18 protein-coding genes are annotated in these 18,557 nt (G+C 58.2%); 2 read left to right on the forward strand and 16 right to left on the reverse strand.

Annotated features, from left to right (window positions below; translation table 11 throughout):
• Nucleotides 1-91: 91 nt before the first annotated feature.
• The 14 genes from GOV87_RS14470 to GOV87_RS14535 all read right to left on the reverse strand — a co-directional run bounded on the left by GOV87_RS14470 (nucleotide 92) and on the right by GOV87_RS14535 (nucleotide 16,052).
• Complete coding sequence (locus GOV87_RS14470; RefSeq protein ID WP_171212261.1) at nucleotides 92-1,729, reverse strand: ABC transporter ATP-binding protein; 1,638 nt, start codon at nucleotides 1,727-1,729, stop codon at nucleotides 92-94.
• A complete protein-coding gene (locus GOV87_RS14475; protein ID WP_171120411.1) occupies nucleotides 1,726-2,541 on the reverse strand; it encodes an ABC transporter permease in 816 nt (271 codons plus the stop codon). Before GOV87_RS14475 ends, GOV87_RS14470 begins: the two co-directional genes overlap by 4 nt.
• Nucleotides 2,538-3,494 carry an ABC transporter permease gene (locus GOV87_RS14480; RefSeq protein ID WP_171120413.1) on the reverse strand — a complete coding sequence of 319 codons (957 nt, stop codon included), beginning with the start codon at nucleotides 3,492-3,494 and terminating at the stop codon, nucleotides 2,538-2,540. Before GOV87_RS14480 ends, GOV87_RS14475 begins: the two co-directional genes overlap by 4 nt.
• 16 nt (nucleotides 3,495-3,510) lie before the next feature.
• Entirely contained in the window at nucleotides 3,511-5,097 is a 1,587-nt protein-coding gene (locus GOV87_RS14485; protein WP_171122342.1) for an ABC transporter substrate-binding protein, read from the reverse strand.
• Between the two features lie 126 nt (nucleotides 5,098-5,223).
• Nucleotides 5,224-7,215 (reverse strand): CocE/NonD family hydrolase, encoded by a 1,992-nt coding sequence (locus GOV87_RS14490; protein ID WP_171212262.1) that lies wholly within the window; start codon nucleotides 7,213-7,215, stop codon nucleotides 5,224-5,226.
• A gap of 51 nt (nucleotides 7,216-7,266) precedes the next feature.
• Complete coding sequence (locus GOV87_RS14495; RefSeq protein ID WP_171212263.1) at nucleotides 7,267-8,370, reverse strand: glycerate kinase; 1,104 nt, start codon at nucleotides 8,368-8,370, stop codon at nucleotides 7,267-7,269.
• On the reverse strand, nucleotides 8,370-8,807 hold the full coding sequence (gene dtd / locus GOV87_RS14500) for a D-aminoacyl-tRNA deacylase (RefSeq protein ID WP_171212264.1): 438 nt from the start codon (nucleotides 8,805-8,807) through the stop codon (nucleotides 8,370-8,372). The genes GOV87_RS14495 and dtd overlap by 1 nt, the downstream gene beginning before the upstream one ends.
• Before the next feature lie 20 nt (nucleotides 8,808-8,827).
• Nucleotides 8,828-9,496 (reverse strand): nitroreductase, encoded by a 669-nt coding sequence (locus GOV87_RS14505; protein WP_171212265.1) that lies wholly within the window; start codon nucleotides 9,494-9,496, stop codon nucleotides 8,828-8,830.
• 100 nt (nucleotides 9,497-9,596) lie between these two features.
• Nucleotides 9,597-10,685, reverse strand: a complete 1,089-nt coding sequence (locus tag GOV87_RS14510; RefSeq protein WP_171212266.1) for a TFIIB-type zinc finger domain-containing protein — start codon at nucleotides 10,683-10,685, stop codon at nucleotides 9,597-9,599.
• Between the two features lie 38 nt (nucleotides 10,686-10,723).
• The gene (locus GOV87_RS14515) at nucleotides 10,724-11,869 is read right to left on the reverse strand and encodes an SPFH domain-containing protein (protein WP_171212267.1); all 1,146 of its coding nucleotides are present in this window, start codon (nucleotides 11,867-11,869) and stop codon (nucleotides 10,724-10,726) included.
• A gap of 22 nt (nucleotides 11,870-11,891) precedes the next feature.
• A complete protein-coding gene (locus GOV87_RS14520) occupies nucleotides 11,892-12,848 on the reverse strand; it encodes a DUF2927 domain-containing protein (protein ID WP_171120428.1) in 957 nt (318 codons plus the stop codon).
• Nucleotides 12,849-12,852: 4 nt separating this feature from the next.
• Complete coding sequence (locus GOV87_RS14525; RefSeq protein WP_171120429.1) at nucleotides 12,853-14,043, reverse strand: toxic anion resistance protein; 1,191 nt, start codon at nucleotides 14,041-14,043, stop codon at nucleotides 12,853-12,855.
• A 28-nt stretch (nucleotides 14,044-14,071) separates the two neighbouring features.
• Nucleotides 14,072-14,986 carry a 5-bromo-4-chloroindolyl phosphate hydrolysis family protein gene (locus tag GOV87_RS14530; RefSeq protein WP_171212268.1) on the reverse strand — a complete coding sequence of 305 codons (915 nt, stop codon included), beginning with the start codon at nucleotides 14,984-14,986 and terminating at the stop codon, nucleotides 14,072-14,074.
• 175 nt (nucleotides 14,987-15,161) lie between these two features.
• Nucleotides 15,162-16,052, reverse strand: a complete 891-nt coding sequence (locus GOV87_RS14535) for a pseudouridine synthase (protein ID WP_254447381.1) — start codon at nucleotides 16,050-16,052, stop codon at nucleotides 15,162-15,164.
• Between GOV87_RS14535 and GOV87_RS14540 the strand changes: the two genes are divergently transcribed.
• Nucleotides 16,033-16,494 (forward strand): nucleoside deaminase, encoded by a 462-nt coding sequence (locus GOV87_RS14540; protein ID WP_171120433.1) that lies wholly within the window; start codon nucleotides 16,033-16,035, stop codon nucleotides 16,492-16,494. The genes GOV87_RS14535 and GOV87_RS14540 overlap by 20 nt on opposite strands.
• 21 nt (nucleotides 16,495-16,515) lie before the next feature.
• Here the strand turns inward: GOV87_RS14540 and GOV87_RS14545 are convergent, their stop codons facing one another.
• Nucleotides 16,516-17,208, reverse strand: a complete 693-nt coding sequence (locus tag GOV87_RS14545) for a metal-dependent hydrolase (RefSeq protein ID WP_171212269.1) — start codon at nucleotides 17,206-17,208, stop codon at nucleotides 16,516-16,518.
• 59 nt (nucleotides 17,209-17,267) lie between these two features.
• On the opposite strand from GOV87_RS14545, the gene GOV87_RS14550 reads away from it, so the two are divergent.
• A complete protein-coding gene (locus GOV87_RS14550) occupies nucleotides 17,268-17,924 on the forward strand; it encodes a ceramidase domain-containing protein (protein WP_171212270.1) in 657 nt (218 codons plus the stop codon).
• Here GOV87_RS14550 and GOV87_RS14555 read toward each other — a convergent pair.
• Entirely contained in the window at nucleotides 17,915-18,478 is a 564-nt protein-coding gene (locus tag GOV87_RS14555) for a DUF4202 domain-containing protein (RefSeq protein WP_171120439.1), read from the reverse strand. The genes GOV87_RS14550 and GOV87_RS14555 overlap by 10 nt on opposite strands.
• Nucleotides 18,479-18,557 lie beyond the last annotated feature (79 nt).

The raw sequence follows: 18,557 nt of genomic DNA on the forward strand, positions 1-18,557 counted from the left end.
CCGGATAAGCCGCCCATTCCCGTCCCAAATAGCAAAATCCCGACACCTGTTTGTGACACGTGCCGGGATTTCATGAGTGTTTTTTGCGGGATCAGTTCCCCGCGCTTTCCATTTTGCGGTGGGCGACAACCTCTTCCAACCAGCCCAGATGCATCTCGGGGACCGAGCTGAGCAGAAGGTCGGTATAGTCGTCGAACGGTGGGCTCAACACTTGTGACTTAGGGCCGTAACGGACCACACGGCCCTGATACATCACCGCGATACTGTCGCTGATCGCGCGGACCGTCGCCAGATCGTGCGTGATGAACAGATAGGCCACATCCTCGATCTTTTGCAGGTCCAGCAGCAGTTTCAGGATGCCATCTGCCACCAGCGGGTCCAGTGCCGAGGTCACCTCATCACAGATGATCATCTTGGGCTTGGCCGCCAGAGACCGGGCGATACAGACACGCTGTTTCTGCCCGCCCGACAGTTCCGCCGGATAACGGTCGATGAACTTTTCGCCCAGCTCGATCTCATCCAGCAGTTCGATGATCCGCTTGCGCTTTTCCGCGCCGCGCATGTTGAAATAGAACTCTAGCGGGCGACCGATGATGGTCCCGACAGTCTGACGCGGATTCATCGCAACGTCGGCCATCTGGTAGATCATCTGCAACTCGCGCAGGTCCTCGCGGGTGCGACCCTTAAGGTCTGCCGACAGCTTGCGCCCGGCAAAGGTGATCTCACCATCGCGCGGCGGCAGAAGGCCGGTGATCACCCGCGCCAGCGTCGACTTGCCCGAGCCGGATTCACCCACAACCGCCAGCGTCTGCCCCGGGTGAAGCTCGACATTGACGTTGTGCAGCACGTCGAAATTCAGCCCCTTATAGCGCGCGGTGATGCCGTCAACGCTAAGCACCGGTTCAGGTGTGGGTTTTTTCTCTTCGTGTTCGATCGAGCGGACCGAGACCAGAGCCTTGGTATACTCTTCCTGCGGGTTGTTGATGATCTGGTCGGTGTTGCCGTACTCGACCGTATTGCCCATGCGCAGAACCATGATGTCGTCGCTGACCTGCGCGACCACGGCAAGGTCGTGCGTGATATAAAGCGCGGCAACACCGGTATCCGCGATGGCTTCTTTGATGGCCATCAGAACGTCGATCTGGGTGGTCACGTCCAACGCCGTGGTGGGTTCATCAAACACCACCAGATCGGGTTCGGGACATAGCGCCAAAGCAGTCATACAGCGCTGTAGCTGACCGCCTGACACCTGGTGCGGATAACGCTCACCGATATTGTCGGGGTCGGGCAGACCCAGCTTGGCAAACAATTCCCGCGCGCGTTTTTCGGCTTCTTTACGGCTGAACTTCTTTTGTTCCACCGCAGCCTCAACCACCTGATCCATGATCTTCTTGGCGGGGTTGAAGGACGCCGCTGCAGATTGAGACACGTAAGTAACCTCACCCCCGCGCAGCTTTCGGATATCGCCGTATGAGGTCTTCAGCATGTCACGCCCGTTGACCCAAACCTCACCGCCTGTGATCTGCACACCGCCCCGGCCATAGGCCATCGAGGCCAGACCGATGGTTGACTTACCAGCGCCGGATTCTCCGATCAGCCCCAGCACCTTGCCGCGTTCGAGGTCAAAGCTGACCCCGTGCACGATCTCGATGTCATGGGGTTTTTCACCCGGCGGATAAACGGTCGCGCCGATCTTGAGGTCGCGGACCTTGAGAAGGGTATCACTCATCCCCGGCCTCCTTTCAGCGATGTGGTGCGGTTCAAGACCCAGTCAGCCACCAGGTTGACCGAGATCGCCAGCGTTGCGATGGCCACAGCCGGGTATAGCGCCGCGCCGATGCCATAGACGATACCGTCCTTGTTTTCCTTCACGATCCCGCCCCAATCGGCCAAGGGTGGTTGAACACCCAAGCCAAGGAACGACAGTGTCGACACAAAGAGAACCGCAAAGATAAAGCGCAGACCTAGTTCCGCAACCAGCGGTGACAAAGCGTTGGGTAGGATTTCGCGGAAGATGATCCACGATTGGCCTTCACCGCGCAGTTTTGCGGCCTCGACATAGTCCATCACAGCGATATCTACCGCGACCGCACGGGCCAGACGATAGACGCGGGTGGAATCCAGCAGCCCCATAACCAGGATCAGAACCGGGATGGTCACGGGGACCATCGCCAGAACGACCAGCGCGCTGATCAGCGTCGGGATCGACATGATCAGATCGACGGTCCGCGACATGACCTGATCGGCCCAACCGCCCAGCACAGCAGCCAGAAACCCAAGGATAGAACCGGTCACAAAGCTGAGGATAGTCGCAGCAGTAGCGATAAAGATCGTCGTCCGCCCGCCATAGATCATGCGGCTGAGAAGGTCGCGCCCAATATTGTCGGTGCCAAGCCAGAACTGAGAACTCGAAGGCTCCCACACGTCGCCCACGACCTCGGCCATGCCATAAGGGGCCAACAGGGGCGCAAGTAGAGCGATGATGAAGTAGAGGGCTGTGAAGGCCAGCCCGATCATTGCAGAGATTGGGATGTTCTTCATTTCGGATGCCTCAGCCTTGGGTTGGCAAGAATGGCAACGATGTCGGCAACCATGTTCAACCCGATATAGATCGCGGCAAAGATCACGCCGCAGGCCAGAACCACCGGAACATCACGCTTGGTCACGTGGTCCACAAGGTACTGTCCCATGCCGGGATAGACGAACACCACCTCGACCACGACGACGCCGACCACCAGATAGGCCAGGTTCAGCATCACCACGTTGACAATTGGCGCAACCGCGTTGGGCAGCGCGTGGCGGTAGATGATCTTGAAGTTGGTCAACCCCTTCAGTTCAGCAGTCTCGACATAGGCCGACTGCATCACGTTCAGGATCGCTGCGCGTGTCATTCGCATCATATGCGCAAGGACCACCAGCGTCAGAACGATAACAGGCAATGCGATCGAGTTCAGCTTTTGACCAAGTGTCATGCTGTCATTGATCATCGCAAGCGGTGAGAACATGCCCAGCTTCACAGCCACGAAATAGACCAGAACGTAGCCGATCAGGAATTCGGGGATCGAGATCGTGGTTAGGGTGACCGCCGAGATCAGCTTGTCGGGCCAGCGGTTGCGGTAGCGCACGGCCAGCAGGCCCAGAAAGATAGCAAGCGGGACGGATATAACCGCCGCCCAGAATGCAAGAAACAGGGTATTGCTCAGACGGCCACCGACGGATTCGGCAATGTCGAGCTTGTTGGTCAGGGATTGTCCCAGATCACCTTGAACAAGGCCCCCCAGCCATTCGAAATAGCGGGTCAGCGCAGGCCGGTTTAGGCCCATCTCTTCGCGTAGGTTTTCAAGGGCTTCTGGGGTTGCGGACTGCCCCAGGACGGCTTGCGCGGCGTCTCCGGGAAGGGCTTCGGTCATGCCAAAAATCAGGGCCGAAGCGCCGAGCAGCAAAAGGAGTCCCAGCGCCAGGCGCTGGGAAACCAGTTTCAAAATAGGATGCATAAATCCGTGACCCGTATCAGGCGAACCACATCTTACGAGAAACGTTGCCGTTCATCATCTCTTGGGTCGGATCGGAATCCCACCCGGCAAGCTGGTTGCTGATGCCTTCGACAAAGTCGTTGAACATCGGGCAGATCAGGCCGCCTTCGTCGCGGACCATCTGACCCATCTGGCTGTAGATGTCCTTACGCTTGTCGTTATCCAGCTCTGCACGGGCCTGGAACAGCATCTCGTCAAAGGCCGGGACCTTGAAGCGCGTGTCGTTCCAATCCGCTGTCGACAGATACGCGGTTGCGTACATCTGATCCTGCACCGGACGGCCACCCCAGTACGAGGCGCAGAAAGGCTGTACGTTCCAGACTTCGGACCAATAGCCGTCATTGGGCTCGCGCTTGATTTCCAGCGGGATACCAGCTTGCGCTGCGGTCTGCTGGAACAGCGCCGCCGCGTCGACAGCACCGGGGAAGGCGCCGTCTGCAACACGCAGAATGATCGGCGAGCCGTCATGGCCGGACTTCTTATAGTGCTCGGCCGCTTTTTCGAGGCTGAATTCACGCTGCGGGATCGAACCATCGAACAGCGGATAGGCCGCGTTGATTGGCATGTCGTTCCCGATGGTGCCATAGCCACGCAGAACTTTGTCCACCAGTTCCTGACGATTGATTGCGTGCTTAAGTGCCAGGCGCAGCTCATTCTGGTCGAACGGTGCAGTGTCGCAATGCATGATGAACACATAGTGCCCACGACCGGCCGTCGAGTGTACGGTCAGGTTGGGCGCACGACCCAGCAGGTCTGCGACTTTGGGCTCGACGCGGTTGATCGCGTGAACCTGACCGGATTGCAACGCAGCGGTACGCGCAGTGGCATCGTTGATGACGACCACTTCGACGCTGTCGAAATTGCCGAAATCCGGGTTCCAGTGGTTGGCGAACTTCTTGAACACGTGGCGCACGCCGGGCTCATCGACTTCCAACTGGTATGGGCCGGTGCCAATACCCGCGCCTGGGTTGTCCATGCCGCCATCGGGCTGAACGATCAGGTGATAATCGGCCATCAGGTAAGGAAGGTCGGCGTTCGGTTCGGTCAGCGTGACCTGGAAGTTGTCGCCATCGGCCTTCATCGACTCGATGCCCTTCATGATGCCCAAAGCACCGGACTTGGAGTCCTCGTTCGAATGGCGCTCCATCGTCTTCAGCACGTCTTCGCTGGTCATGGTTTTGCCGTTATGGAATTCCACGCCCTGACGCAGCTTGAAGGTCCAGACCTTAGCGTCGGCGCTGCCTTCAACGCTTTCAGCAAGGCGCGGTTCGATCGAGCCGTCAGGCGCAACTTCGACCAGTTGGTCGCCGAATTGCTTGCCGTTTTGGAACGGAACCGAGCTTGCATAGGTTGCCGGATCAAGCGAGTTGGTCGATTCGCCGCCTTGCAGACCAAATTTCAGATCACCGCCTTTTTTCGGGCCTGCCGCGCGTGCAGCATCTGCGAACAGTGTGCTGGCCATCGCTGTCGATACACCCAAGGCCGCAGCTTTCCCCATGAATTCGCGGCGGGTCAGCTTGCCCGCTGTGACCTCTTTGGTCATGTGAGTGAGTTGTTCGTTCATCCAATGATCTCCCAATTGGTTGGATATTTTTGGCCCTTTGCGGGCTTTTATTGACGCATGAGTCAAGTTAGGCGCAATTCGCGCTTCTGAGCAAGGATAAATGTCTTACCTTTTCAGCCCGAAAAATCACATCTGGTTGCGCGGTATGGTATCCTCCAGTTCCTTCGAAAACACCTCAACCTCCCCCTCATAGGCTGTCAATTTCGCCCTGAGGAAGAAACTAGTGTGATCTGACCACATTAGACAGGATGTTTCGGTTCGCAATTCAATACCGTCCCGCTGCAATTCCTGCGTCCAGAGGCAATGCCCTTTGGCTGAAAGAGGGTCATCCGGGTGGATCGACCAGCATTCGTAAGCGGTTCCGCCATTTGTCAGGCCGTGGTGATTGTCCTTTGTCAGGCCAAAGTCATCTTCGATGATCAGGCGGGTCTCACCGGTGTTCATATCCGTTTCGACACGTCTGTTGTTTTGGGCCTTGCGTAGGATGGTGGCGTCACGCGGCGCCTCGGATTCGGGGGGCGGGAAAACATATTCATCTGTTTCTGTCGGACGAACAGGGATCGAGACTTCGCCCTGAGTCAGATGTAGTTCAACCGGCTCCGGCGACGGCCAGATCAAGGGCCAATAGGCACTTGAAACAGCCACGCGTAGGCGGTGACCTTTCGGAACCCGATAGGCGATGTGGTCCAGATCCAGCGTGACATCATACGCGACGCCGGGGGACAAGGGGGCAGGCTGCGCGTGGCTGTCACGATGGGACAGGTTCAACACGCCATATGTGATGCGCGTAGAGGCCCCGTCCGGGTGCAGGTGATTCAAACGTATGGCAACCTGCGACTGAGGTTGGTCTGCGCTGATCCGCAACCGAATGCGGGGTGCACCGACGATATCAAGATCCGCACTCAATGGTTCGCCGTCAAAACAGGCGGACATGGCATCGTCTGTGCGCTGGTCACCCGGCATGTCCGGACCCAGCCAGATGGCGCAATACTCACCGCTTTCCATACCGCATGTCTGAGGCGAACAGACCCTAACATCCAAAGAACCCGACGCGCCCATTCCGGAATTGGTCAGGTGCCAATCCTGCGTCGGCAAATGGGATGTGGCGCCTTCGGTTTCTGCGATCCAGCGTCCGGGGCGGTCGTTGTACCAGCGTTGCGGGCGAACCCCGTCCATCAGATATGCGCGGTAATCCGGGTCGCTCTCAACCCCGGTATCTGCATCTTTCAGCCAGTGGTCCCACCAGCGCAACGCTTCTTGTAGAAACCCGATCCGGGGTTCGGGCACGGCGAAATGCGGGTACTTGTGAACCCAAGGCCCAACGATGCCTTTGGCTGGGGCCTTCAACTGCTCAACCAGCAAGGGAACCGTGTTTTTGTACGCGTCGCCCCAGCCCCCGACGGCCAAAGTCGCAGCTTGGATCGCGCTGAAATCCTCGCAAACCGAGCCATGCTGCCAATACGCATCCCGCGTTTGATGGCGGAGCCAAACCGAGGGCAGGAACGGTTCATTCTCAAGCCGGTCCAGCCAAAGTTGACGCCAATTCGGGCGTAAGGCCGGATCGGGCGCGCGCGAAGAATAGGACCACATTGTCGCGCCCCATCCGAGGTTTTCATTCAGCAGGCAACCACCCTTGTAATGGATGTCATCCGCATAGCGATCAGCCGTCGAACAGAGCGTGATGATCGCCTTCAGCGCCTCGGGCTGCATGGCCGCGACCTGTAGCGCGTTGAAACCGCCCCAACTGATACCCATCATGCCGACGCTGCCCGTGCACCAAGGCTGTTTCGTCAACCATTCGATCGTCGCGACTGCATCGTCCAGTTCCTGCTGGGTATATTCATCCTCCATCAGCCCTTCGCTGTCGCCATTGCCGCGCATGTCGACACGAACGCAGGCGTAACCGCGTTTGGCAAACCAGGGATGGGTCAGCTCGTCGCGTGTCGCGGTCCCGTCGCGTTTGCGATACGGTAAAAATTCCAGAATGGCAGGAACGGGGGTCTCGGTAGCTTTTTCGGGCATCCAGATTCGCGCCGAAAGGCGGCAACCGTCCGGCATGTGAATGCCAACATCCGGCAGATCCTGAATATCGTACAGCGTGTTGGGATTGGGCGTCATTGTCTCAGTCTCAGCGTCTTTGATTTTTTCGGTCCATTGAAAATCGTCAAACTACGTGCGGATTGCGACAAGCAAGTCCATTACGTTTGTCCCGGTCGGACCCGTAACCAGCAAGGCCCCAACCTGATCCAGATAGCTGCCGCTATCGGCGTTTCTCAGAAATTCTTCCGCTGTTGGATTCCAGGTGGCCCCATCAATCACGGCCCCCGCTGCGTTTGTCGGGCCGTCGGTTCCATCAGTGCCGCCGACCACGATCGTTAAGCCCGGAATGCCCGAAACCTCTTTGGCCAAGGCCAGCGCCAGTGCCTGATTGCGCCCACCGCGTCCGGGTTTTTTTGGCAGAACAACCGTTGGTTCTCCGCCAAAGACCATGACGCCTTTCGGCATGTCGCGCAGACGTTGTCCCAACTGACTTGCGACGCTCAGATAGTCATCGTGCAAGCATTCTTCATTCGCAATCACATCGCAGCCTTCTGACTTTGCGGCAGCAACCGCAGCAGCCCGGGCAATGGCGTTAGAGGCCACGATCTGAGTCGAGGCTTGAAACTTTGGTGCGTCGGGCAATGCACCAATTCCCGACCCGATGACATTCAGGTCATCGCCGGGCACGTCAGAAATCGCAAGTACAGTCGCCCTGTCGCCGCGAAAATGCGAGAGAAGCCCACCGCCCTTGATGCGCGACAGCTTGCGACGCTCGGCGTTCATGGCCGTTATGTCCAGCCCTTCAGACAGCAGCTTTTGGTTCAACTGCTCCAAATCAGCCAGCGTTTTGCCGGGAACAAGATCCTCGGCAAGCGAGGATGCGCCGCCTGACACCAACAGCAGCAAATGCGAGGCAGGGCCCATCGCTTCTACCGCCTCACGTAGGGCGCGGCCCCCGTCAAGGCTGCGAGAATTCGGCACGGGGTGTGCGGCTTCTATAATCGTCACATGGTCAGGCAGATCGCGTCCGTGATCATCTTTGGTGACAACCAATGTCGGTTTAGGCCCAAAATGTTCCAGCGCGGCTCGCGCCATCGCTGCGGCGGGTTTCCCAACGGCCAGAATTTGATCGGGTGCCGCAATGCTGTCCAAGACTGCTGTGGTCGCCGCGTGCCCGCCGACTGCATCCACACCGGCTTGCCAGATGCGAATTGCACGTTGTTTTTGATCCATCAGCTTTCTACCCAAATCGTGACGGGGCCATCATTGACCAGCTCCACCGCCATATCCGCCCCGAACTGCCCTGTTTCCGTAGGAATACCGAGACTACTCAACTGTGCAGCGAACACCTCGTACAGATGCTTACCAAGCTCAGGCGAGGCAGCTTCTGAGAACCCGGGGCGATTTCCGCGCGATGTGTCAGCGGCCAGCGTGAACTGACTGATCACAAGAGCGGATCCGCCAATATCCAGAACGGACCGGTTCATCTTGCCTGCATCATCCTTGAATATGCGTAGCTTGGAGATTTTGGTCGCAAGCCGCTGTGCAGACGCCTCGTCATCTTCCTGCATTGCACAAACAAGCACCATGAGGCCGGGGCCAGTTCGACCAATCACGTCGCCATCCACCGAAACCTTGGCGTGAGAGACCCGTTGTAAAACTGCGCGCAATCTGTTTCTCCAAAATGTTCTTAGCCGAGCCAGTCGACAAAAGCGTCCGGGCTGGCGCGATCCGTACGAAAACCGTTAGCCGGGTGGTCTTTGTCGGCATAGCCAAAGGATATCGCGCACAGGATCAGACGGTCTTCCGGGATGTCAAAATAGCGGTGCAGGAACGGGCCATAACTTGCAACTGCCGCTTGCGGAATGGTGGCCACGCCAAGGCTTTGGGCCGCAAGCGTAAAAGCGGTGACGAACCCGCCGCAATCCATCGCCCCATAGGGCCCAAGCTCAGCCGGGCTAGACAAGATCGCACAGTGCGGCGCATCAAACAGAGTAAAGTTCTTTATCATTTGTCGTGCCGAAGCCGCGCGGTCGCCACGTTCCACGCCGACGGCTTCATAAAGGGCCCACCCGCATTCGCGGCGGCGATCCCGATAGACGCCCGAATAGGATGTGGGGAAGGGCAGGTCAGGGGCTGGCGCGCCGGACATTGCCTCCTCTCGCAGGGCATTGCGAAAACGCTCGGTTTCAGTGCCGCTGGTGACCACGACATTCCAAGGTTGTGCATTACACCAACTGGGCACACGGCCTGCGCTGATCAGGATTTGCTCGATGTGTTCCCGTGGAACCGGATCGGGGCGGAATGCCCGGCAGGAGTGGCGCGCAGCCAATAGCGTGTTCAGGTCCGATAACGTCACACTGGCCTCCCCATCGGCGTCGACGGGGCGAGGATGGCGTGTGGTTTGAGGATGTTCAAGCGCTTAAACGGCGAAACCGGTCCTGATGCCGTTCGCCCGATCACTGTTGCCCAGTCGCCAGCAGATACCCAACCCCTGCCGCGACCAGCAGGCCGACAACAACCGCGATCGTGATCTTGATCGCCGACCATGGACGCTCACCCTGAACTCGACCGGTACGTCCGTTGACAACAAACCGATAGGTCTGGCCACGGTACTTGTAGGCGGCCATCCAGACCGGCAGCAGAATATGCTTGAAGGTCACATCCCGAACGTCCGTATCGACCGAATGAATGCGTTGGCGATCACCACCAATATCGAACCGAACGTCGCGTTCAATCACACGAGCCATATACCCCCGAGCCTCTGTATAACCTTCGTTCAGTTCGACGGTGTAAGCCTCAGCACGAAAGCCCGCCAGATACTCGGGTTGATAAGGTTCCAGCGCAGGTAGGTCCCACGGTTCCAACGCATCGGTATAGCTTTTGGGCAGGGATCGAGAAGCCAGGACCAGAACGTCATCGAAAAAGCGCGCGACCCGCCCCGATTTTGGTGACCAGCGGATCTTGGCGACCTGCTGCTGCACCCGCTTTCCGTCGCGCATCACCGTGTGGGTTTCGTAATAAACCGTCCCGCGCTCGCCCCGGTAAGAGGATTGCGTATCCGCGTCGAATGTCCAGTAGGGTACGTAGATACCCTGCATCTTGCGCCCTTTGCGGGCATAGTCCTTGAGACCGTTGGGCGCGAACCACAAACGACCAAGCCAATCCCCCATCGCTTTGTGCGCGGAACGCTCGTCCAGTGCAAAGGGCAGAACACCGCGTGGCTTGATATGTCGGCTGACGCCGGTACCTGTGACCACTGGGGTGGCGCAAAACGGACATTCCGCTGCATGGGTGTCGGGGTCAAACTCGACTTGGGCTGCGCAATTGGGGCAGGTCAGAACGCGGGTTTCTTCGATTTCACCTTCCGGCAGGTTTTCTGACAGGGCGGCGTTGAAATCCAGTTCCTTCAGGGTTGCGCCGCCCCAAGGGCCGGCGGCGATGCTCTGGGAATGGCCGCAATGATCGCACTTCAGCGTTCCGTCGCCCGGATTGAACCGATAGTCCGCACCGCATTGATCGCAGGGAAATCTGTGCTCTTTGGTCATGTTGCCCCCTCGTTCATCAAAAATAAACGCGGACCGGATCAGGTCCCCGGCGGAGGTGGTGGCAGGATGGTGAACAACTGAGCAAGCTCCTGAACATCGCCGGCCTTTTTCCACCCATCCTGACCTGCTGTCCAAACATGGGTGTCGCGTGTGACTTCACCCTCGGCGGCCATGCGTCCCATCTTAGCTTTCGAAAATGGTCCGCTGGTCTGCCCATCCACGGCGATATGCCAGACATGTTCGACGGGTGGCGGCGGCGGTGCCGCGTGCGCCGACGGTTGCGGGGCAGCGGGGGCGGGGCTTCCCCACGGGCCGCTCTGTTGACCCGCTGCCATGTTCGACATCTGCTGGGCCATCGCCATTCCCATGCCCATTCCAAGACCTGCGCCCATACCGCCGCCCTGACCGGGATTGTTGGCAGCCGCTGTCATTGCCTCGGCCGCTGAATATTGCGTGAACTTACCCAGATCGCCCGCCAGCCCCATTGACGTGCGCTTGTCCAGCGCCGCCTCGACCGCAGGCGGAAGCGAGATATTCTCAATGTAAAACTCGGGCATCTCCAGCCCGTAGCTGTCCAATACCGGTGAGACTTCGGCCGCGATCAGCTTGCCCAAATCCGCGGTGTTGGCGGCCATGTCCAAAACCGGAATGCCCGATCCGGCGATCACGCGGCTGAATTCCTGCACGATGACGTTGCGGATCTGATAGCTGATCTCATCCATCGTGAATTCGCCATCAGTGCCGACAATCTCGACCATGAATTTCGCCGGATCTTTGACGCGGATTGTATAGGTTCCGAACGCGCGAATTCGGGTCGGTCCGAATTCGGGGTCGCGCAGCATGATAGGGTTCTTGGTGCCCCATTTCAGGTCGTTGAACCGGGTGGTGTTGACGAAATAGATCTCGGACTTGAACGGTGACTGGAACCCGTGATCCCAATGCTGCAGGGTTGTCAGGATCGGCATGTTGTTGGTCTCAAGCATATAAAGGCCCGGCGTGAACACATCCGCCAATTGTCCTTCATGCACGAACACGGCGGCCTGACCTTCGCGCACGGTCAGTTTGGCCCCGTATTTGATCTCATGACCTTCACGCTCGAACCGCCAAACCATTGTGTCGCGGGTGTCATCGACCCAGTGAATGACGTCAATAAATTCGCCGGTCAGAAAATCGAAAATACCCATTTGGGGTCTCCTTTCAGGGGGCTCAGAGCGGCTGGCCCATTAATTCGCGTGCAATAATCCGGACTACCGGGCGCGCGCTATCCACCGTCACGCCGGGTTCGAGGCGCGGATCATACAGCATGGTCAGAAGCTTTTCGTCATGGCTGGTCAACAGCGCAAATTCATCATCATCGTTGAAAATCGAAGGCCGCGCTGCAGGGCTGTCGTTCGACAATCCCAACCCTTGTGCAATTTCTTCGTGGATGCAGCTACGACGCAGCAATTCCGGCAACTCGGTTCGGATCAAGGTGACGGCACGCACGTATTTATATGGTGAAGAACTTGTGGCTGAGGCAAAGACGAAACAGTCGATATTCGCGCGCGGATTGGCAACCAGTTCCAGCGAGGCCTGACTGATATTCGGGATCAGTTCTTTCAGACGGGTCACGACGTAGGCGCTGTCATCCTTGCCTGCGAAAAAGACGTGAAAGTTTGCGCGGCGATTCACGACCGAGATCGGGTGCCCGGTCAGTTTTGCCAGCCGTGCGGTAAAGGATTCAACCTCGGTTGCATCTTGCGTGCGTGTGGCAGGCAAGACCGAGGGACCGAACTCTGTCTGTACCCTCACAGGCCCCGACCAGCGACTGAGTTGCCCGTCTGTCTGCCGGGACGATGCTGCGACCGCGTGATCGGGATATTCGCTGTAGAAAGCGATAGCTTCAAAGTTCCGCGCCAAGTCGTCTGCATCGAACGGGGTGTCCGGCCCGCCGCCATCGGTGCGTAGCAAACCGCGTGTCAGCAGATCACGCTCAACCCGTTCATAAAATCGCGCAAGGTCCTGGCTGGCGGCAGACGGAGCGACATAGGCATTCGCCGCAGGTGCTGGGGGCGCAGGCCGCGTTTCAGGGACGACGGAAGACGTCAGTGTCTCATCACAATTGGCCAGCGCCAACAGCGAAACAATGCCCAGAACAGCTTTTGGAAATCCCGGTCTCCGCATTCGGTTATCCCGGCACAGCGTTGCCGGCGTTGTCGCCAGTGCCGTCCTTGCGTGCTTTGGCCGAGGCCAAAGTATCGCGCAACTCGGCCTCCATCTTTTGCAATTCTTGTTCCGCGGCTGCGCGTCGCGCTTTGCCTTCGTCTGCAATTGCCAGGCTTTCGTTAATCGTCCCGATCAGGTCGGCATTGGCCTGTTTGACCGCTTCGATATCAAATACGCCACGTTCCATTTCCTCGCGGATCATCTTGTTCGATTGCCGCAGGTTGGCCGCGTTGGATGTCAGCAACTCGTTGGTCAGATCATTCGCATCCCGCACAGCCGAGGCTGCTTCCGCGCTGCGCTGGATGGTGACGGCCTGCGCAAGTTGAGTCTCCCACAGCGGGACGGTGTTTACCAATGTCGAGTTGATCTTGGTTACAAGCGACTTGTCGTTTTCCTGCACCAACCGGATCGAGGGCAGAGATTGCATCGTCACCTGCCGCGTCAGCTTAAGGTCGTGGACCCGGCGCTCCAGATCGTCACGGGCAGCGCGCATGTCGCGCAATTCCTGCGCCTTCATCACCTGTTCTTCTTCGGGCGCGGCGTTAACTTCGGCTTCCTTTTCAGGAATGTCATGGCTGTCCAGCTCGGTCAGCTTTTCTTCGCCAGCGGCGATGTAAAGCGCAAGTTCGTCATAGAAACTAAGCGTCTTTTCATACAGTAAGTCCAGCGACTTGATGTCCTTGAGCAACGTGTGTTCATGCCCCAGCAAGTCGTCCGTGATCTTGTCGATCTGGCCCTGGACTTCTTCGTATTGCGCGGTGAACTTTGCAAATGGGGCCGCTTTTCCGATCAGCTTTTCCCACCAGCTTCTTTCACGGCGCACATCCAGTTCACTAACCGAGAATCCCCGGATCGTGGTGACGATATTGCGCAGGCTGTCTCCGGCTGGGCCGACGTCCTTGTTTCGTACGTCTGCCAGCATCGCCTGGCTGATTTCCTGCAACTCGGCCTGGGCCGATGAACCGAACGCGACAATCGAATTCGTGTTGTCCATGTCAATCTCGTCCATGCGTTTGCGAATTTCCGCGCTGACGGGTTCATCTGCTTCTTCCAGCGAAACCACTTCGGCTGCGGGTTCGGGCAGCGCGACGGCCGTTACTTCCTGCACAAGCGTTTCTGCTTCTACCGCCTTGTTCTTGATCTCATTGGACATTTGAAATCCTTTCTCAAAAAATGGCCGGTCAATCCAACCGAACCCCTTCGCGCTGCAACCTTTCGCGCAGCACGTCAATTTCAACATTCAGGTCGCTGCGGTCATCCAAAAGCAATTTACGGGTTCGCGCCGCGAAATTCTGTTCAAGATCATCCAAAAGGGCCGAATAGTCAGCCAATGCCTGCGCGTCGCGGGTACGTGCATACACATCAGCAAACTTAATCGTCGCATCCCGCGCGCCCTGTAAATATACAGTCATGTATTTGCGCGCCCCGGCCAGATCGCGGGGGTCTTCTTCGACGGTTCGAAACAAATCTCGGGCGGTGTCCTGAAACTGTTCCACGCGGGCCTCGATCCTTCGGTCGCCAGCGCGCTTAATGGCGTCTGTTATCTCAGTCAGGTGCTGTTCGGCATCTTCTACAACCCGCGCAACGCGGTCTTGCTGGAATGTGTCGACGCCTTCCATCCCTTTGTCTGAAAGCGGATCAAACCCGAAGGAAACCGAATGCAATACCGTCGCCACACAGCCAAACAGGATTGGCGCGATCAAGCTGACCTCAGACGCAGAGGCCGCGTCCAAAAATTCGGAACGATAGGAGGCCAGCGCTGCGCCGAGGCCGGTGAGAATACTTGCGAAAATTTTTCGTGGAAATGCGGGCTTTCGCGCAACGCGGCGCGCGTTATACGCGGCTTCGGCGCGCAAGCCTTCACGCAAAAGGAACGCTGCCGCAGTCAGAACGCCCGCCGCGATCAATCCGATCGTCATTCCAACCGCGCCATCGTTGAGCGACAGAAACACCAGCGGCACGGCAGGCAGGAAAAGCAGGTTTGCGCGCGCGCCCGCAGGTTCTACGCGCGCGCCGTCGAATTGACCGCGCGCGGGTTGGTCTGGCTGAGAAGCGTCGCCCTGAGGACTAAATTTTCCGCCATAGCGTTTGGCCATCTGCTCACAAGCCCCCAAGTACGCCGGTGCAAACACCGAAGAGCAGTACAAGTAGGACCACATAGGCCAGTTTTTGTACTCCGGTCCCGGACATGACGCCCCCCAAAGACTTTCCTACTGGAAAATCTAGGGCAAGAGACCCTGCGAAGCTAGGGGGAAGGTTGTTTAACTGGCGTCACTTGCGAGGTTTCTTGCCGATGGGCGCACGTTTTCTTTGCGGCCGCGCGGGGCGTTTGGCCGGAGTTGCGGGATCAGCGTCTAAACCAAGTTGGTCGCGCATCACGCGGCGTCGGATTTCTTCGACTTCGCCGGGCTTTAGATTGCCCAGTTGGAATGGGCCATAAGATACGCGCAACAGCCGGTTCACGGCATAGCCGATATCCTCCATCGCGCGGCGAATTTCGCGGTTCTTGCCTTCACGAAGACCGATTGTCAGCCATGCGTTTGCGCCCTGTTGACGGTCCAGCGAGACATCCATCGGCAGAAACCGTTCGCCGTCGATCACCAGACCCTTGCGCAGGGGGGCGAAGTCTTCGTCCTTGGGGCGACCATTCACCCGCACGCGGTATTTGCGCAGCCAGCCGGTCGAGGGCAGCTCCAGCTTACGCTTGATGCCGCCGTCATTCGTCAGCAGCAGCAACCCTTCTGAATTCAGGTCCAGCCGTCCGACACTCATGACGCGGGGCATGTCCTCAGGCAGGTTGTCGAAGATCGTCGCGCGGCCCTTTTCGTCCCGTGTCGTCGTCACCAGACCCGGTGGTTTATGATAAAGCCACAGGCGCGACGGCTCGGGTTCGGACACCGGCTTGCCGTCCACGGTGATCTTGTCTTTGCCGGTGACGTTCAGGGCGGGGCTGGTGATGGTCTTGCCATTCACGCTCACACGACCGGCTTCGATCATGCGTTCGGCTTCACGGCGCGAGGCAACGCCCGCGCGGGCAATCACTTTGGCGATCCGGTCGCCGGGAGGAGGGGTTTTGCTCATCCGCAGCCCATAGCGCATCCCGTTGCCTTGCGAAAGACGCGTTTCTGATGCAGTCAAAGGCATGGAGTTCAGATCATTCATGAATATCGCACTGCAAGAGGCACGCGCCGCGGCAGACCGGGGTGAGGTTCCAGTGGGGGCCGTGATTGTCGCAGGCGATCGCGTCGTGGCCGCAGCAGGCAACCGCACGCGCGAGATGAACGACCCGACTGCACACGCCGAAATCCTTGCCTTGCGCGCAGCCTGTGCCGCTGTTGGGTCCGAGCGTTTGCCGGATCATGACCTGTACGTCACGCTGGAGCCTTGTGCGATGTGTGCGGCGGCTTTAGCTGCGGCGCGTATCCGGCGGATCTACTACGGCGCGGCTGACCCGAAATCGGGTGGCGTGGCCCATGGCGCGCGGGTTTTCACCCATTCGCAGGCGCACCATGTGCCCGAAGTCTATGATGGTATCGCAGCGCAGGAAGCTGCCGAACTGCTAAAGGCATTCTTCGCGGCGCGTCGGGGGGATGTGCCGGGCTGAAGCCCGGCCTATAGGTTTTTTTTATAACTTGATGGGCTGCATCACTTCGGGCTCGATTACATCGACGCCGGGCAAGCCCTCGACCAAAGGCCGCGCCGATTGTTCCAGAATCGGGAAAGTCTTGTAGTGGCAGGGGATCACGGTCTTGAAGTTGAAATAGCGCTTGGCGGCGTAAGCTGCGCCCTTCATGTCCATGGTAAAGTGTCCGCCTGCCGACAGAATGCCGATGTCGGGTTTGTAATAATCCCCCATCCAGTCCATGTCGGCCATGATATCTGTGTCACCTGACACATATAGCATGTGACCATCCCCCGCGATCATGAACCCGACCTCGCTGCCGCCGGTACGCAGTCCGTCGGGTGTGGAAAAGGTCGAGCTATGCGAGGCCGGAACCATCGACACCATCACCCCGTTCAAGTTCACAGTGCCGCCTTTGTTGAAGCCTACGGTCTCAATCCCCTCGGACTCGCTCCAGTACCCCATCAGGTCGTACTGACCCACAACCGGAACCTTGAGGTGTTTGGCCAGCGAGACTACATCGGCCACGTGGTCGAAATGCGTATGTGTCAGAAGGATATGCGTCGCGCCGTCAAGGGCCGCGTCGTGCTGATCCTCGGGCAGAACGGGGTTGCCGGTCAGCCAAGGGTCGATCAGCAGCACTTGCCCTCCGGTCTCGATGCGGAAACTGCCGTGGCCCAGCCAAATGATATTCATGAAAAAATCCTCCGAAACAGACTGTTGGCATTAACCTAGCATCGGCTATGTAAAATTTCATGGATTGGTTTCAGGAAATTGACGGATATTGCGAGAGATTGTCGCCCGACTATTGGGCAGAGCCGATCAATGCGGTGACAAACGCCGCATTTATCGTCGCCGCTTTCATCATGTGGAGGCGGGTGCGCGGGCAGGGGATGCCGTTGGCAGTGGCATTGGTGGTGATTCTGGCCGCGATCGGATTGGGCAGCTACCTGTTTCACACCCATGCGCAGGTATGGGCAGCACTGGCGGACGTGGCGCCAATCCTGCTGTATATTCTGGTCTATATATACGCGATCAATCGCGACGTCTGGCAAATGCGTCCGCTTTATGCCGGTGTCGCCACCGCGCTGTTTGTACCCTATTCCACTGCGACAATCCCGGTCTTTCAACTGGTGCCCGGTCTGGGCGGGTCGGCGGCTTACGCGCCGGTTCCGCTGCTGATCCTGATCTACGCAGTCTTCCTGCGCCGTAGGTTTCCCGAGACGGCAGCAGGGCTGGCGTTTGGTGCTGTGATCCTGATTGCCTCAATTACGTTCCGCGCACTGGATGAACCGATCTGCGTTCAATTCGAAACTGGAACGCATTTCATGTGGCACATCTTGAACGCGACCATGTTGGGCTGGATGATCGAAGTATATCGCAGGCACCTGAAACGAACGTCTCAGGCCTGAAAAGCAGTGGCAAGGTTTGCGGGCAGGTCAAATTCTTCCAGCACACGTGAGCGGCCTTCGGCTGACATCTTGCGGGCTGTCTTTTCGACAATGCTTTGAATTTTTTCAGCCGAATGTTTGGCAGCGAAAGGGGCAAAATACCATTTTAGGAAAACGAAGCAGATCACGTCCTCAAGTGCCTGAACCTCGTCATCGCGCTTGAGTCCCTGTTTGCGCAGCATCCGACCGGCCGCTTCGGTATCTTCGGCGCCATATTCGCTCAGCTCCATCAGGCCCATGACAATCTCGGCATGATGCACGCCCTGCGCTTTTCGCCAGGCCAAATATCCTGCACGCCCTTCCGGGAATTCGGTACGCGCCAGTTTCCAGCGTTCAACGTGCTGACCGCGCGCGGCAATTGTCAGCGCATCCGAGGCGTCCGGAAATAACCTGTCCAGCTCGGCACTCATGCGCTGACCATAGAGCAGGGCGGCGGGCTGGCCGTCTTCCAGATTGGGGTCCTTGGCGTTGGCCGCATCTATTGCGTCCAGTACAGCTTGCTTGCGGGGGCTCATTGGGTGCTCCGTTGTTGTGCCGGCTCAGCGGTCATGTCTGGCCGTATATCCAAAGCTACCCTATCGAGTTGCCGCGTTG

Source organism: Ruegeria sp. HKCCA5426, assembly GCF_013034585.1.
GTDB lineage: Bacteria > Pseudomonadota > Alphaproteobacteria > Rhodobacterales > Rhodobacteraceae > Ruegeria.